This window comes from Staphylococcus sp. HL28, from assembly GCF_021117155.1.
GTDB lineage: Bacteria > Bacillota > Bacilli > Staphylococcales > Staphylococcaceae > Staphylococcus > Staphylococcus warneri.
Map to the genome: position 1 here is coordinate 1,730,116 of NZ_CP088218.1, position 14,736 is coordinate 1,744,851.

Annotated in this window: 31 protein-coding genes; 4 read left to right on the plus strand and 27 right to left on the minus strand. The window is 32.2% G+C overall.

The features are described from left to right. Position 1: 1 nt before the first annotated feature. The 23 genes from rinB to LPC11_RS08435 all read right to left on the minus strand — a co-directional run bounded on the left by rinB (position 2) and on the right by LPC11_RS08435 (position 8,826). Positions 2 to 172: a transcriptional activator RinB gene (gene rinB / locus LPC11_RS08325; RefSeq protein WP_058709631.1), complete on the minus strand. Its 171-nt coding sequence runs from the start codon at positions 170 to 172 to the stop codon at positions 2 to 4. A 199-nt stretch (positions 173 to 371) separates the two neighbouring features. Beyond that, the gene (locus tag LPC11_RS08330; RefSeq protein ID WP_071561337.1) at positions 372 to 524 is read right to left on the minus strand and encodes a DUF1381 domain-containing protein; all 153 of its coding nucleotides are present in this window, start codon (positions 522 to 524) and stop codon (positions 372 to 374) included. A gap of 306 nt (positions 525 to 830) precedes the next feature. Next, on the minus strand, positions 831 to 1,361 hold the full coding sequence (locus LPC11_RS08335; protein ID WP_058709607.1) for a dUTPase: 531 nt from the start codon (positions 1,359 to 1,361) through the stop codon (positions 831 to 833). Continuing rightward, the gene (locus LPC11_RS08340) at positions 1,361 to 1,567 is read right to left on the minus strand and encodes a hypothetical protein (RefSeq protein WP_058709606.1); all 207 of its coding nucleotides are present in this window, start codon (positions 1,565 to 1,567) and stop codon (positions 1,361 to 1,363) included. Before LPC11_RS08340 ends, LPC11_RS08335 begins: the two co-directional genes overlap by 1 nt. Continuing rightward, positions 1,560 to 1,865, minus strand: a complete 306-nt coding sequence (locus LPC11_RS08345) for a hypothetical protein (RefSeq protein WP_058709605.1) — start codon at positions 1,863 to 1,865, stop codon at positions 1,560 to 1,562. Before LPC11_RS08345 ends, LPC11_RS08340 begins: the two co-directional genes overlap by 8 nt. Beyond that, a complete protein-coding gene (locus tag LPC11_RS08350) occupies positions 1,866 to 2,324 on the minus strand; it encodes a DUF3310 domain-containing protein (RefSeq protein WP_058709604.1) in 459 nt (152 codons plus the stop codon). Continuing rightward, a complete protein-coding gene (locus LPC11_RS08355; protein ID WP_177224396.1) occupies positions 2,324 to 2,482 on the minus strand; it encodes a hypothetical protein in 159 nt (52 codons plus the stop codon). Before LPC11_RS08355 ends, LPC11_RS08350 begins: the two co-directional genes overlap by 1 nt. 12 nt (positions 2,483 to 2,494) lie before the next feature. Then, positions 2,495 to 2,713 carry a hypothetical protein gene (locus LPC11_RS08360; protein WP_050969088.1) on the minus strand — a complete coding sequence of 73 codons (219 nt, stop codon included), beginning with the start codon at positions 2,711 to 2,713 and terminating at the stop codon, positions 2,495 to 2,497. A gap of 10 nt (positions 2,714 to 2,723) precedes the next feature. Beyond that, entirely contained in the window at positions 2,724 to 2,882 is a 159-nt protein-coding gene (locus tag LPC11_RS08365; protein WP_187835221.1) for a hypothetical protein, read from the minus strand. Further along, positions 2,876 to 3,667 carry an ATP-binding protein gene (locus LPC11_RS08370; RefSeq protein WP_058709603.1) on the minus strand — a complete coding sequence of 264 codons (792 nt, stop codon included), beginning with the start codon at positions 3,665 to 3,667 and terminating at the stop codon, positions 2,876 to 2,878. Before LPC11_RS08370 ends, LPC11_RS08365 begins: the two co-directional genes overlap by 7 nt. A gap of 10 nt (positions 3,668 to 3,677) precedes the next feature. Continuing rightward, complete coding sequence (locus LPC11_RS08375; protein ID WP_058709602.1) at positions 3,678 to 4,397, minus strand: helix-turn-helix domain-containing protein; 720 nt, start codon at positions 4,395 to 4,397, stop codon at positions 3,678 to 3,680. Next, complete coding sequence (locus LPC11_RS08380) at positions 4,375 to 4,596, minus strand: helix-turn-helix domain-containing protein (RefSeq protein WP_050969085.1); 222 nt, start codon at positions 4,594 to 4,596, stop codon at positions 4,375 to 4,377. Before LPC11_RS08380 ends, LPC11_RS08375 begins: the two co-directional genes overlap by 23 nt. Continuing rightward, the gene (locus tag LPC11_RS08385; protein ID WP_050969084.1) at positions 4,593 to 4,799 is read right to left on the minus strand and encodes a helix-turn-helix domain-containing protein; all 207 of its coding nucleotides are present in this window, start codon (positions 4,797 to 4,799) and stop codon (positions 4,593 to 4,595) included. Before LPC11_RS08385 ends, LPC11_RS08380 begins: the two co-directional genes overlap by 4 nt. Beyond that, entirely contained in the window at positions 4,796 to 5,005 is a 210-nt protein-coding gene (locus LPC11_RS08390) for a helix-turn-helix domain-containing protein (RefSeq protein ID WP_050969083.1), read from the minus strand. Before LPC11_RS08390 ends, LPC11_RS08385 begins: the two co-directional genes overlap by 4 nt. Continuing rightward, entirely contained in the window at positions 5,002 to 5,676 is a 675-nt protein-coding gene (locus LPC11_RS08395; protein WP_107542096.1) for a putative HNHc nuclease, read from the minus strand. The genes LPC11_RS08390 and LPC11_RS08395 overlap by 4 nt, the downstream gene beginning before the upstream one ends. A gap of 11 nt (positions 5,677 to 5,687) precedes the next feature. Further along, positions 5,688 to 6,275 (minus strand): single-stranded DNA-binding protein, encoded by a 588-nt coding sequence (locus LPC11_RS08400; RefSeq protein ID WP_050969082.1) that lies wholly within the window; start codon positions 6,273 to 6,275, stop codon positions 5,688 to 5,690. After that, on the minus strand, positions 6,247 to 6,903 hold the full coding sequence (locus LPC11_RS08405) for an ERF family protein (RefSeq protein WP_058709599.1): 657 nt from the start codon (positions 6,901 to 6,903) through the stop codon (positions 6,247 to 6,249). Before LPC11_RS08405 ends, LPC11_RS08400 begins: the two co-directional genes overlap by 29 nt. Next, entirely contained in the window at positions 6,904 to 7,440 is a 537-nt protein-coding gene (locus tag LPC11_RS08410) for a host-nuclease inhibitor Gam family protein (RefSeq protein WP_050969209.1), read from the minus strand. After that, positions 7,433 to 7,741: a DUF2482 family protein gene (locus LPC11_RS08415; RefSeq protein WP_231307215.1), complete on the minus strand. Its 309-nt coding sequence runs from the start codon at positions 7,739 to 7,741 to the stop codon at positions 7,433 to 7,435. The genes LPC11_RS08410 and LPC11_RS08415 overlap by 8 nt, the downstream gene beginning before the upstream one ends. Before the next feature lie 84 nt (positions 7,742 to 7,825). Then, the gene (locus LPC11_RS08420) at positions 7,826 to 8,128 is read right to left on the minus strand and encodes a hypothetical protein (protein ID WP_050969079.1); all 303 of its coding nucleotides are present in this window, start codon (positions 8,126 to 8,128) and stop codon (positions 7,826 to 7,828) included. Continuing rightward, positions 8,121 to 8,330, minus strand: coding sequence for a helix-turn-helix domain-containing protein (locus LPC11_RS08425; protein WP_058709598.1), 210 nt, complete (start codon positions 8,328 to 8,330; stop codon positions 8,121 to 8,123). Before LPC11_RS08425 ends, LPC11_RS08420 begins: the two co-directional genes overlap by 8 nt. A gap of 2 nt (positions 8,331 to 8,332) precedes the next feature. Then, a complete protein-coding gene (locus tag LPC11_RS08430) occupies positions 8,333 to 8,506 on the minus strand; it encodes a DUF1270 family protein (RefSeq protein WP_119547388.1) in 174 nt (57 codons plus the stop codon). Between the two features lie 2 nt (positions 8,507 to 8,508). Next, a complete protein-coding gene (locus LPC11_RS08435) occupies positions 8,509 to 8,826 on the minus strand; it encodes a DUF771 domain-containing protein (RefSeq protein ID WP_015365164.1) in 318 nt (105 codons plus the stop codon). Positions 8,827 to 8,881: 55 nt separating this feature from the next. Between LPC11_RS08435 and LPC11_RS08440 the strand changes: the two genes are divergently transcribed. Then, positions 8,882 to 9,343 (plus strand): hypothetical protein, encoded by a 462-nt coding sequence (locus tag LPC11_RS08440; protein ID WP_058709597.1) that lies wholly within the window; start codon positions 8,882 to 8,884, stop codon positions 9,341 to 9,343. A 79-nt stretch (positions 9,344 to 9,422) separates the two neighbouring features. On the opposite strand, the gene LPC11_RS08445 is transcribed toward LPC11_RS08440, so the two are convergent. Then, positions 9,423 to 10,178 (minus strand): phage antirepressor KilAC domain-containing protein, encoded by a 756-nt coding sequence (locus LPC11_RS08445; protein ID WP_058709596.1) that lies wholly within the window; start codon positions 10,176 to 10,178, stop codon positions 9,423 to 9,425. Between the two features lie 14 nt (positions 10,179 to 10,192). After that, positions 10,193 to 10,453, minus strand: a complete 261-nt coding sequence (locus tag LPC11_RS08450; RefSeq protein WP_231307216.1) for a helix-turn-helix transcriptional regulator — start codon at positions 10,451 to 10,453, stop codon at positions 10,193 to 10,195. Positions 10,454 to 10,645: 192 nt separating this feature from the next. Here LPC11_RS08450 and LPC11_RS08455 point away from each other — a divergent pair, with 192 nt between their 5' ends. From LPC11_RS08455 to LPC11_RS08460, 3 genes are all read left to right on the plus strand, one after another. Then, on the plus strand, positions 10,646 to 11,284 hold the full coding sequence (locus LPC11_RS08455) for an XRE family transcriptional regulator (protein WP_050969213.1): 639 nt from the start codon (positions 10,646 to 10,648) through the stop codon (positions 11,282 to 11,284). Between the two features lie 676 nt (positions 11,285 to 11,960). Beyond that, the gene (locus LPC11_RS12560; RefSeq protein ID WP_256217399.1) at positions 11,961 to 12,086 is read left to right on the plus strand and encodes a hypothetical protein; all 126 of its coding nucleotides are present in this window, start codon (positions 11,961 to 11,963) and stop codon (positions 12,084 to 12,086) included. A gap of 356 nt (positions 12,087 to 12,442) precedes the next feature. After that, the gene (locus tag LPC11_RS08460; RefSeq protein WP_071561318.1) at positions 12,443 to 13,468 is read left to right on the plus strand and encodes a tyrosine-type recombinase/integrase; all 1,026 of its coding nucleotides are present in this window, start codon (positions 12,443 to 12,445) and stop codon (positions 13,466 to 13,468) included. A 168-nt stretch (positions 13,469 to 13,636) separates the two neighbouring features. Here the strand turns inward: LPC11_RS08460 and LPC11_RS08465 are convergent, their stop codons facing one another. Beyond that, on the minus strand, positions 13,637 to 14,155 hold the full coding sequence (locus LPC11_RS08465; RefSeq protein ID WP_023375117.1) for a YfcE family phosphodiesterase: 519 nt from the start codon (positions 14,153 to 14,155) through the stop codon (positions 13,637 to 13,639). Then, positions 14,148 to 14,735 (minus strand): XTP/dITP diphosphatase, encoded by a 588-nt coding sequence (locus tag LPC11_RS08470; protein WP_023375116.1) that lies wholly within the window; start codon positions 14,733 to 14,735, stop codon positions 14,148 to 14,150. Before LPC11_RS08470 ends, LPC11_RS08465 begins: the two co-directional genes overlap by 8 nt. Position 14,736 lies beyond the last annotated feature (1 nt).

Sequence of the window (14,736 nt, forward strand, 5' to 3'; positions counted from 1 at the left end):
ATCAATCCGACACCTCAGCGTTCAAATGAATATGATCAAATTGATTAAAATCTTGTGGTGGTGTGTCGATATCGTCATTAGCTGTATATTTAATTAATAGTTGTTCCGTCACATATTTACCTAACTCATACATTGCTAACGTGAATATTAGTTTTGAAATGTGTTTAATCATTTCGTTTTGATAATCACCTTGTTTAAAGTTTTCTTTGATATATTTTTTACTCATCAATTCTCCGGACTTAACTTCTTTGTATGAACATTTTTCTCCCTTTTTTAAAATAATGGGATGTTTCATCTTTTTAATTTCAACAATATCACCTGGCAAATACCCTATCGTGCCATTTATACCAACTGGTTTTATACAAGTGTATTTAGTCATGTCTTTCCTCCTCATATATCTTCCTTGCCTCTTCTTTACTCTCTGCCTCAACCACCATAAACGTTTGATTCTCTCTAGCTTTAGTCACATGATTGTGAGGTAAGCCTGTGCTATCTGTGAATGTTGTGATTAAGTATTGTGTCATTCCCACTCACTCCTTGCTTAAATTGATATCTCTAATTTTTCTAATCATGACGCAAAAGAGAGTTAAAATTGCAAGTACCCAATGACCTTTACTTTGGTAACCGATATCTAAGATGATTATTGTAAGAATAATACAACCTAATTCAGCTATCGCATCTAGCCTCACATGTATAAACCTGTGATTTATTAAAAATTCGAGTATAAGGCTGCAAACTATAATTGCTACTATTTCTAAAATACTCATTTCCCCAGCACCTCCCTAACGCGTTCATAGATATCTTTAGTATCCTGTTGATCCGAAACCATCTTAAACATATCCTTTGCCTTGGTCTGCTGTTCCGTCTTGCCTTGCATGGTTACGCTCCATTTTCTTTTTATAGGCTTCAATGAGTTGGTTGATAGAGTAGTATTGGATTGCAATAGCGAAAGGCAAGAATAAATTAATACTAAACCAACCGTTATATAATTCGTCTATATCTGACATAAATTCATCAACTATATCACTGTTATTAAAATCAATTTCAACGCTATCTATATAATCGGTAAAACCGCCATCTTCTACATAATCCAAAATCTCTACTATATCGTCTGCTTGTTGATTCGCAATACTCAATCCAAACGCCAACATGTCTGCCAACTCATCTAACTGCACGTCTAACGGTTTACCTGGTTTCTTCTTCCAATTCTTAAACGTTTCCAATGTATTAAACCATTCAAAGAATTCGACCACATAAGCAATTTTGCTATCTTGTAAATTAATTGTCGGTATTCTGCTATCAAAGTCCTTTTGTATTTGTAATAATTCTTCTAATTTATCTACTGTTAATTGATTAGTCATTATTGTCCTCCTAATATAAATTGTTCTTTTGTAATATCTTTAGCTTCACAAATTCCATTTACTATTTTTTCTAGTGTATTAATTTCGATAAGAACGTTGTCCATGTCCCAACCTAAATACATGTTTAAACCATATTGATGATATGCTGTAAGTAACTGTTGTCTAATAATCTCTTCTAATTGATCTACTGTTAATTGATTAGTCATTTTGTTCCTCCGTATAAATGTTATTGTTTAATTCCATTCCGAGTTGAACCCTTTTATCGCCTTTACCAAATTCGTTTACTAAATCTTCCTTCACACTCTCAGAGTAGTTATCCCATGCCTTCGCTTTCTTCTCTAACTCTGCATTACGCTCACGCAACTTAGCTATATCTTCGATAAGTTCGTCACGTTGTTGTTTGTACGCGTCACGTTCTTTTAACGCTTTGTGAAGTTTGCCTAATAATTTAAATGTATTTTTACAAGTTTGTTTATATTGCTCATCTGATAGTGTTACCGTCATTTAATCAATCTCCAACTTTTCTAATAATCTATCATCGTAGTTTCTTGCTTTTTTAATATCCTCGATCTCATCATTTTTTCTGCCACTTCTAACTGGATATTTAATCATGTTGCCTTTCATAAAACCTTTGAACTCTTCAAACGGTAGTTGTTGATATAAGAATTCAATTACATCGATACCGTCTTTGCCTTCGTAATGTGATGGTCGCTTATCCATATCAAACTTACGCGTAAATGGTTCGTTTACTTTTACAAAGTCAAAATCATCATTGATCGTCATTGCCTTACCGCTATCTGTTACAATCTCGGCGTACCATTTAATGCCGAAAGTTGCGCTTTTAACATATACACGGTTAACGATAGCTTTATGCGTCAAACTGAACATAGGTCCTGCTAATTGAAACTTTATTACATCATTTTCCTTTAAATCTTCAACCCTTACTCTTTCGATTTCTGTCATTAGAATTCCTCCACTTCTACATCGTTTATTCTGTGATACTTCTCAAATACTTCCGTTGGATCTTCTTGTATATCTTCAATAAATCGTTCTTTGTCATTAACATTTGCTGATACGATAACTTTGATTGTTACTTCGCAATCTATTCGTTCCTCTGCCATGCGTTTCACTTCCTACAAATATTCAAATAGGTTCGTCTGATGGCCTTTAGTTAACTTTTCGTTATTGATGAACGTTTCTAATTCTTCGTTTGTTAAATACCATCGTTTACCTTCGTAATACGTTTTGACAATGCCACTCACTCTGTACAAACCAGTTTTATTATTAGGAATAACTGAAATCATTTTGTTACCTTTACTATCAAATAGATAAAACTTATCTTTTAAAGCCATGTCATACCTCCTAATATTCGACGATAGCAGGGCGTATACGACGTTCTGCTAGTTTCCGATAATAAGTATCTTCTAACTTCTTTTCGTCGCCCTGTGCGTCGTCTATGAGTTTCTGAGCATACACATCAGAACACTCAAGATTTTGTTTGATTTCGTCTATCGTTACCATGCGTCACGCTCCCTGTAGTCATCGCCTAAAACTCTTACAGTTCTAGCATTATATTTCATACGTGAATTGATACGTTGCCAATTCATGTTTTGTTTTAATTCTTTATCGCTAAAGTTAGTTGTGAAGATATTATTCATACCTACTCTGTTATCAACAATGCTGAATAGTTTGTTTAAAGTATGTTCAGTATTTTCAACGCCCATATCATCAAGAACGAGCAAATCAACGTCACTTAATAATTTAACGAGTTCGTCTGTTGTCTCTTCAGATTGTTTGTTGTAAGTTGCTTTAATTCGTTCCATGAGCATTGGTATATGCATAAACACGACAGAATAACCTTGTTTCTTAATCGCTTTTGATATCGCATAAGCTAAATGTGATTTGCCTGTGCCATATGATCCTTGTAATATTAATGACTTTGGTTCATCTGTAGAAAATGTTTGAACATATTCTATAGCTGTTTCTTTAGCTTTAACCTGTGTTTCACTTGTAGGTTGGTAATTTCTCACTGTTGCGTTTTGTATGGCTGGATTAACATTGGATTGATTAAATAGCTTACTAATGTATCGTTGTCTATTACGTTCACGTTCTTTCTTACCTTGCTCAATCAACGAACACTCGCAACCGTCTTTATATTCATAGCCATTAGGTTTGTTTTCAGTAGGTGCGTATTTGTATAAGTCGTACTTGTTACCGCATTTTTTACAATACAATCCGTATTCAATCTCATCAGCCTCATACTGCTTTAATGTTTCTTTAATTTTCGGGCTTAACATTCTTTTCATGTTATCCCTCCTAATTCCAATAACTTTCATCATATTTCATTCGTTCTAATTGGCTCATTCCGTTTGTCTGCAATTCTTCACTATAGTCATTCATATAACTTTCACTATTTAAAAATGTCTTAGGATACTTCTGATATTGTTTATCTTTAATTGTTTTTAAATATTCGCGTGTTCCTTGCATGATTTGTTCAAATGAATGTTTCTTTAAGCAAGATTTGAATTTAGTGTAAGATGGTTTCTTATCTTTCTTTTTGTCATAAAGTTTCCACCACTCCTCAAAACGCTCACGCGTAACTTCAGTTGCGCTATTATTAATTGTGTTACTGTTATTTGTAGAACTGTTAATTGTAAAACTGTTAATTGTAGTGGGCTGGTTGTCGACCGATTGAATTTCAACCGGTTGACTGTCGACCGGTTGGGAATCAACCTGTCGAGGATTATGGTAGACCGTATATAAATTACTGCCATATATGTTGCCGTTTTGTTTTCTGTCTACCTGTAGATAGCCTGCATTTTCTAATTCTTTTCTAGCTCTTTGATAACGTTGTTTTCCTATGTTAAGCTCGTGTTTAATTAATTTGACGCTAGGATATGAGCTTTCGTCTGCACCAGCATATGAAGAAAGATAGCTATAAAGTGCTTTTGCCTCAATGCTTATATTCGTGTCTTTCATTACTCGTTTAAATACAAGACCGTAGCCAGTAAGGTTAGTAGTTATTTTTTCCGTCATTATTCACACTTCCTAGTAATTCAGTAACAGTTATGCCCATGTTGTCTGCTAATATTTTCAAGCGTTTATTATTAGGTTTTTGCTTATTGTTCTCCCAATTAGAAACAACCCCGCTTTTTGCATTAAATCTTTGCCCGAATTCAGCCATCGTTTCTCCTAAATTAATCCGATGTTCTTTTATCTTTTGTCCTAAAGTCATGTTTTCTCACTCCCCAAAAGTTCAGCAACAGTAATGCCCATGTCGTCTGCTATCAATTTCAATCTTTTAGGATTAGGAATTGAAACATTTCTTTCCCAACGACTAACAATACTGTCTGACGTATTGTCGATAAACTCTCCAAATTCTCGCATGTTCATGCCTTTATTTAATCTATGATTTTTAATCTTTGTACCTAATTTCATTCACAATCACTCTCCAATAGCTCCGTTACAGTCAAATTCATTTCATCTGCTATTATCTTTAATCTTTTGTTATTTGGTTGAGAATGACCTTTTTCCCACTTAGAAACTATTGATTTATGTGCTGTAGGTTCAAAATGTTTTCCAAATTCTTCCATTGTTTCTCCTAAATTCTTACGATGTCTTTTTATTTTTTGCCCTAAAGTCATTGAAGTTTTTCTCCCTTCAACATCTTATTTAATCTCTCATCAACTTTGATCCAACTATTGTGCAAATGGTATTTGTCATCAAATGACTTAACACCAATTGCATGCTGTTCGTTGTGATGTTGTCTACATAGTGCTAATACATGTTTGTCGTAGTGATTCATCTTATTTCGGTTCATGCCTCTGCCTACTGCCTCATAGTGCGCTAGATCAGCATGTTCAGTACCACATATCACGCAATGTCTTGTTACAGTTGCCCAGTATAAAAATGCTTTATTATCTTTCATTAAATCGCTTGTTTTATATTTAATTGGTATGCGATTTTTAAACACCCATTCGATAATCACGTCGATAACTTGTCCTGCTTGTTCACGTGTGCAATTGCTTAATGAAACGCGTTTGTCATAACCGTAGTAAAACGTTACGAAGTCTTGGAATAAATAACGCATATAATCACGTGGTTGGCCTGTGTAATCTTCAATGTCGTTGCATAGTGCAAATATCAATCTTCGTTGTTTACCAGTTATCGAAAACGGATCTATCACTTTAACATCAACATCTACATCAATATTGTTGTCGAGCAACAAAGTATCTTTATTGCCTAAATCAACACCATCTATGACGACGGAAAAAGTGCCGTCATAGTTTTGTTGATAACTTATAATTTTCGACATTTACATTACTCCTAGAACGGTAAATCATCATCACTTATATCGTAGCCGTTATTGAATGGATTACCTTGTTGCTGGTTTTGTGGTGGTTGGTTCTGTTGATTTTGTTGCGGTGGTTGATAACCATTATTTTGTTGCGGTTGATAGCCGTTATTCTGCGGTGGCTGATATCCATTGTTTTGTGGTTGGTAGTTACCTTGTTGCTGATAATTATTGTTTTGAGGCGGTCGGTAACCGTTATTTTGTTGTGGTTGATAATTATTGTTCTGTTGTTGGTTTTGTTTATTACCACTGTCAAGAAACTGAACGCTATCCGCTACTATTTCTGTAACAAAAACCGTTTGCCCATCTTTTTCATACTTTCTTGATTGTATTCTTCCTTCAACGCCACATAATCGACCTTTTGCTAAATATTTACCAACTTGCTCTGCTTGTTTCCTAAATACAACAATATTTAGAAAATCTGCCTCGCGTTCTCCTTGTGCATTTGTAAAATTACGATCTACCGCTAATGTGAATTGCGCGACTGTCACGTTTGATTGTGTTTGTCTAACGTTAGGATCTTTCGTCAATCTACCTACTAGCGTTACGTTGTTGATCATTATTATTTCCTCCTAAAAATTGTTTTTTAAGTGCTACGACTTCTTGCAATGCTTTCATAGTATCTGCAACGCTTAATCTGTCATAAGAAACGATATTAAGACTTAACATGACGTTCTGTTCTGTATCGTTCATCGCATTAGCAAATTCTTGAATGTTTTTCTTTAATACTTCTATATCGTGTTTTTCTGCTTGTGTGTATTTCTGTTTCTTCTGTCTCGAGTCCGGATCATCTTCATCAGTTGGTATATTTAACAACTTCAAAATGAAATATCTTTCTGCATACGTTAATGCTGTACCGTATGCTTGAGCGACATCTTGTTGTTGACCAAATGCAGCAAAATTGACGATAATTTCTTCTTTACTCGCGCTATCTACAATGTGATATTGCATATTCAACATAATTGCGTGTTCTGTTTTGCCTTTACCGTTTTTTGTTTCAAAGTGCTCGAAACTTTCAACAGATGGAAACATTAACAAGCCATGTTCTTCCATTTTCGGACGCATTTTATATAAAATCTGACTGCCTTCAACGTAATCGAAATTGTAACCTTTAGCGTCTTTAGTTAATTCTTTGATACTCGCTTTCACTTCAATTAATTTCTGATAAACGTTTAGCTTTTCAGACATCTAATCGCCTACCTTTACTGTATATGACATTGGTTTTTCAACGATGTGAGCACCTTCCAACACTTCTCCGTTTTCATCGATTAATGTGCCGCCCTCTGTTATACCGAAATTCTTCTTAATATCAGCTTGATTAAGTTTTTTAGTTACTTTTACATAATCAGTTAAACCACGTTGCTCAAGTTGTTCGATGACTCTGTTTTCATTACTAACTTGAATCACTTTTGAACCTTTACGAGAACTAACTTGACCGTATGGCGTTTTAAGTTTGAATTTATCGTCTTTCTCTCTTTCTTCGCGATAATAATCAGTAACTAATTGTTCAAGATAACCTTTTCTCTTCTGTAGATTTTCTGTTTCTTTTTGTTTCCATTCTTTAATTCTGTCTATTTCTTGATTTGCTAATTCGTTGATTTCATCTTCTTTAGCGTTGATTGCGTCAAGTTTCTTAAAAACCCAGTTAGCTGATTTGAGGTCGGTTACTTTAAAGCCTTCGTCTTTTTCTATGTTTGTTAATTCTTGTTCTTGTAATTTATTCATCATCTTCGTCCCCCATTATTGCTTTTCTTAATTTAGTAGCTATGATGATGTTAGATAATTGTTCGAATTCTTCTTCGCTTTCTAGTAAATTAACTAAACTAAAAGAACTTCCAACTATTAAACTTGATCTAGCATAATCGTCATCATTTTCTTTTTCAGAAATACCAATACAAGAAAATGTAAACGGTTCGAATTCTGTTTCTTCTTTAATTTTTTCGATTAATTTTTTTAACTCTTTGTGTTTTTCTCCAAACAAATCTGTGATTTCTTCTCTATTCATATCTTTTAATTCTTTAGTCATAGTTGACTACCTCCACTTATTTTGATTTAATTAAATTAGTTATTATTATTTATTTGTATCTTTTTTTGACTGTTTGCTATCCCACTAGCATTCAGTCTTTTTTGTTTCAAGAAAATCATGTAAGTCTTTCATAGCTTTTTTGTAACCTTTTTTATATGCAGCTTGTTCGTTATCTCTTGCATATTCTGGAACTTCAATACGATCATAGTCTCCACTTAAATATCTAATAAATTCTTTTCTAACATTTTCTGTAACACTTCTTTTGCCGTGAAATAATTTACTATAATACGCGTCAGAAAAGCCTAGTAAATATCCTATTTTCCATACAGTTAACCCTTGTTCTTGTCTTTTTTTATCAACTTTTTTTAATAAGTCTCTATCAGTCATTTGATTTTCTCTCCATTCCAAAGAATTCATCTAGTGTCACATTAAGTGCTTTGCACAACTTTAAAACTGTACTCAAACTTGGATTAATTTGTTTTTCATGATACAACTCATGAATTGTCGTTTTAGATACACCCGTTTCTTCGTACAATTTAGTAGCTGTTTTTCTTTGTGCTCCCATTAACATGCTTAAATTATTTTTCATCTTTACTCCTCCTCTAATTGAAAAAATTCATATTCGAAAAACACAAACGCTGCAATACTGATTAGCATTGCGATACCTAATGCAGTTGTGAAGTAGACACCTGCAAATGTAAGTGCTAGTGATAGTACAATCCATGATAGTAATGCGATTAAGAATGCTATGTCGTGTGATTTCATTTTTATCTCCCCTTTCCGTGTATTTCTTCAAAATGTTCTTCGATGAACTTATTCATCTTTCTAGCGTTGAATCTCCAACGATTTAAACTTTCATCTGGATAATGTGCGATACCTTGCTTTTTAAGTAATTTCTCAAATTTAGGATTGAATAGTAATCTGTCTTTAATAGTGTCGTCAGATGACATTTTCAATTTGCGTTTCAATTCTTTTAAGTCCCAAACTGGATCTAGTGAGTAATTTATTAACTCATCGTATTCATCTTTAGCGACAAGTACGTGTGTGTCGGGAATTGGTACGGATACGGTTAAAGTTTGCGTCATCTTAAGTGCTCCTTTCGTGTATAATGTATTTATCAACCCAAGGAGGCAGATAAATATGGAATTTGTTCAATCAACTTTATTTTCAAATATTATTGCTGTAATAGCTTTATTAGTCGCTATTGGCAGTTTCGTTTATACTTTCATGAACAATCGACCTAGCATTGAAATAAGTGACTATGATGTTTGTGAATTAGAAAACGAAAACTTAATTCAGTTTAGTTTTATTCTTGCAAACACTTCTTCAAAAACTACCGTTGTCAATGGTATTCGGTTAATAGATAGTAAAGGCAATCAAATGGAACACATTCATGTTAAAACGCCTAAAGATGAATATTTAAAATATCCTAATCCTTCTTTTTCGCCTTACAATAGTTATGTTTTTAAACGTCCCGAAACATTTATTCCTAACGCTAAGTTAGAATTTTCATATCACTTAAACGAAAAGCCAGCTAAAGTTGAAATAATTACTGATAAACGTATTAAAGGTTTTAGTAAGAATCGGAAATTTAATTTTTAATATTTAAAATTAATGTCAATATCATAAAAATTACTGTTAATAACATACAGATGTTTGCGAACAACATATTCAGTCCTCCTTAAGTTGTTTGTTCGATTGTGGGTAGGATGTCGTTATCTTTAAGTAATTCATAGATGAAAAGACGTCCTTTTTGTGTCCACTTGGTATTCATTCTTACTGATGTACTCCCATCTTTATGCTCAATTTCTGTAGTTGATGAATGTGTATAACCTTTGTCTTGAATATTTGAGTAAAGTAACCATTGTCCTGATTGTTTGTATTGAACTTTTAAATCATGAAGTAGTTTGTTTAATGCTTGAGCTGACATACCGTAATCTTTTGCAATTTGGCCTACAGTGACCAAACTTTTATTATTCAAGATAGTATCTAGATAAGATGCTTTAGGTTCATATTCGGCTATTTTCTGTTTGTTCATGTTATTTTCTAGTTCTAACTTCTCTTTTTCTTCTACTGTTTGAAGTAATTGTGATAACGCCTCTTTGTATGTTCCAGGTAATCTATTTTGAATCGCGTTCTCCATCTCATTGAATTTGTTAATGTAAGCCATTTTGAATTCGTTATGACCTTGAATATTGAACATGTATAAAGTGAAACCGTCTTTGGTTAGTAGGTATTCTTTTCTGCTTTCACCTTTAGAATCTCTGTATTCGCTTGGTATGATTAACGAGCTCACATTTGAGCCGGTTAAAATTCTTTCTAATCCTCTAATTACATTTTTATGTGTTCTATTTAATTCGTTAGCTACTACTCGACTGGAAACAACTGCTCCTAATTCTGAGTTACTTTCAATTTGTATTTCTTGTAATGTTTGCATTCAATTTCCTCCTATTAAGTTGTTTGATGTTCTTTTTCTTCGACTAAAACGTATTTAAAATACGATTCATCTTTTAAAAAAATAATCTCATCGATAGAGACTTCTAAATTTTTAGCAATTTTAAATGCATCTTTAGGTTTAATCATTTCTGGATTGTTTTCCCAAAAATTATATGTTGATGGCGAAATGCCTAATTTACTAGCAAAAGATGATTGAGTATAACCTTTTCTTTTACGCCATTCATCTAATTTTAGGTTCTGTTTGATGTGATTCATTTTTTGACCTCCTTGTTAAGCTCTGATTAAAGTATATCGAATTATAAATACGATTGCAAGTGTTTTTCGTAATTATTTTTTTTGAAATTAGTAATTTTATTTTTTAAAATCGTATTTTAAGTGTTGCAATTACGATTTTTCATAGTATAATAAAAAGTGTCAAAAACATCATATATAAGGAAGGTAATTAAAATGGCTTTCAAAAATTCCATCAAAGAAATTAGATTAGATAATAGACTGTCGAAAGTTGAAATGGCTAAAAAATTAGATGTTTCCGAAGGCACAATAAGAATGTGGGAAAACGGTAAAAACGAGCCTAGAATGGGAATGATTGAAAAAATATCTAGCTTATTCCATGTTTCAAAAGGATATCTTTTAGGTGAAGTAGAAGAATCAACACTACCGGATTTTGACGGCGAAGTTGATATTCCTTATTATGGCAAAGTTTCTGCAGGTAATTTTGAAGAAATGACAATTGACAATGAATCAGTTAAAGCACCAAATTTTGCATTTAATGGTCGTAAACCTAGCGAATGTATTGCTTTGCAAGTAAATGGAGATAGCATGAACAAAATTTTGGCTAATGGATCATACATAATCGTACATGATTATAGGAAGAATCAAGACTATAAGTTAAATAGTAATGATATTCTAGTTCTTCGTTTAGGTGGCGAATACACGGTAAAACGTGTTAGACGTACTGAAACAAAGTTACATTTAGACCCAGTAAGTTATTCTGATGAGTTCAAAACTAATTCTTATGATTTAGATTCAATAGATGAAATAGAAGTTATAGGAAAGGTTATTTATAACTACCAAACTTTTGATTAATAAGTGTCCTAGCGACGCTTTAATATAAATTTATAAAGGAGAAATATAATGAAAATAATTAATTATCAAGTTAAACTGAGGAAAATTTATTATACCGTGAGAACTAACAGAGGTAATGTTTTTAGGAAGTCACGTCCTAAAAAGGAAAGTATTATAAAAACACGCAGAAAATTACAAAAATACGCCAGAGAAATTGATGAAAAAAGACAGTAAGTCCAAAGGAGGCGTAGATGATGACATTCGTTATTGAATGCCTATTAATTTTACTAATTGTAAATATTATTTTGTTAATCATCAATATTTATAAACTTATAAAAGCGAACGAACAAATTTACAAAAGAGCTTATACCATGTGGACGGTATTAACCATAGTTTTTATCTCTATTATCGTGATAATACTATATAATTTTATTTTTTTATAATTATATAATTCGCATTTAGTTACTGCATATGATCAAGATGAAATAAACTTAATTTAAGGGGATGAATACATTGATCTATGTGATTATCGGTTTATTTTTAATTAGTATTTTTTTATTTATTTTCAGTTTCTTTTTATCACAAACTGAAGGGCTAACTTATAAACACACATGTAGAACAATTTCATTGGCTTTTTTAGCTGTAAGTATAATCTCATTTCTAGGATATCTAATTCTATGATATGGGGGTGTTTATTGTGAAATTTAAATTTATTATAGCAGTTATTATGATAGCAACTTTATCATTATCTGCTTGCGACCGTCATGCAGACAATGTACTTAAAGATAATAATAAAATAGAGGATAAAACAACTAAACACTAATCCTTAATATCTTATTTTGATTGCTAGAAAGGACTTTTAAAATTATGTTTTATTTTCTTTTCAGCATTATTTTCATAATTACCATCACTTTCCTACATTCACTTTATGTAATTGTGAAAATTCAAGAAAAGAAGTTAACTATTAAAATTATATTAATCTATATAATTTTATATTTTATTATTTTAATAGTTTTGGTAACAATTCTAATATATATAATGCAAATAAATGAATTTAGTTGATTCTAACTCTCTATTGTTAACACTCAAATAAGAGTACATTTTCACATACTCTTTTTTACATTTTTAGGGTAGTCCGCCTACCCTTATTATTTTTTACCTTTTTTGAGGAGGGATAGCATGCAAACACGATGTTATGACGGTAAAAAATGGCAATATGAATTTAAGTATGAAGGTAAACGGTATAGACAAAAAGGTTTTCGAACAAAAAGAGAGGCTAATTCTGCCGGATTAGATAAGTTAAATGAGTTAAAGCAAGGTATTGATTATGAACCTAATTTAACGCTGTATGACTATTTTAAAACGTGGTGTGAAACGTTTAAGAAATCGACTGTAACACCTAAAACATATAAGTCTTACGCTGCTGCTATAGAACATATCAATAACCACCCTATTGGCAAGAAAAAGCTGAAAGATTTATCCAGGTATCACTATCAAGATTTTATTAATGAATTTTCAAAAAATCATTCTAAGGAGTCTATAAGAAAATTAAATGGCTATATCAGAACATCGTTAGACGATGCGGTATACGAAGGGCTTATTGCAAAGAACCCTACCTTTAAGGTTAATTATAGGGCTAATAACCCTAATAAAAGTGAAGATAGTAAGTATATCAATCTAAAAGATTATGAAGTGTTAAAACAGCATTTGATGACTAAAGACAACGCATCATCACTCGTACTATTCATCATGATTTGTACTGGTTGTCGTATAAGTGGTGCTTTAAATCTAAAGCGTGAATATATCAATCAAATTAAAAGCGAAATATATATTGATGAACATAAAACTGATTCATCTCCACGTTATGTGTCCATTAGTCCAAAAGATATGAATTATATCATTAAATCTATTGATCAATTACCTAGAACAATTGACGGTACTATCTTTGGTGAACTAACAAACAATGCAGTTAACAAACGTTTAAAAAAATATTGTAACAATCTAGGTATCAAAGAAATCACTTCACATGCTTTACGTCATACTCACTGTTCATATTTACTAGCCAAAGGCATTTCTATATATTACATTTCGAAAAGACTAGGACACAAAAATATATCAGTTACTACTGAATTTTATTCACATTTACTTGAAGAAACATACAAAGAAGAAGATGAAAAAGCAACACAAATAATAAGTGCAATGTGATTTTTAGGGACCCATTAGGGACCCGAAAGCCCATGAAAACCGTCGTTATAAGGTTTATAGTATCCCTCCCAGGACGCTAATAAGAGTTGTAATCTATTGAGATTACAACTCTTTTTTTATTACATTTTTTATATGTAAACATAAAAACAGTTAGGCAATATTGAATGCCTAACTGTTTTCTAATTTGAATTCGATTGTATCTATCACTTTATTTTCACGATTTCTAAAATTCAAAGTGCATTGTAATGTCGTATCATCAATGATAAGTTCTGCATAAGTTTCTTCAACATTACTTCTTGATTGTGAAATACTGCCTGGGTTAATCACGTGCACGTTTGCGATGTTTTCATATTTAGCAACATGTGTATGACCATAAAATGCTAATTGCGCACCAACAGTCTTAGCTTTTTCAGCTAATTTCATTCTTGTCTGATTGACCTGATACAAATGGCCATGTGTATAAAATGCGTGAACATGATGATGTGTAATAGATTGCTCCTCTGGAAATTCTGGATAAAAATCACAATTTCCTTTAACTCGATGATATAAGCTCAATTCTGTATCATCATATTGAAATTCAGAATCACCAAGGTGAAGGAATACATCTGCGTCTTGATGTTGATCATACACTTGGTAAAGAACACCTGTTTCATTATGATTATCACTAACTATAATCCATTTACTCATTTTTCTCCCCCGCTAAAAATTGTTGTAATTGATCTATAGCATGTCCTCTATGGCTAATTTTAGCCTTTTCAGCATCTGACAATTGTGCCATTGTTTTATTTAAAGACGGTACATAGAAAATCGGATCATATCCAAATCCATGATCTCCAATTGGTTCTGTTGTAATTTCGCCTGTTACTGTCCCTTTAAATTGAGTCGTCTCACCATTAGGTGCACTCATACTAATCACACATACAAATTGTGCATTTCTATCAGAGATATTTTCCATATTTTTCAATAATTTTTTAATATTGTCTTGGTCATTTTTATCTAATCCAGCATATCTTGCAGAATAGACACCTGGTTCACCATTCAACGCTTGTACTTCTAAACCACTATCATCAGCAATCACTTGTTTATTTAAAGCTTTAGCTGCTGCAACAGATTTTAATTTAGCATTTTCTTCAAAAGTCGTTCCTGTCTCTTCTACATCAAAATCTTTAATTAATTCACTAATACCTACAACATTATGTTTGGGAAATATAGCTTTAAAATCATTGATCTTACCTTTATTATTAGATGCAATTACGATATCTTCCATT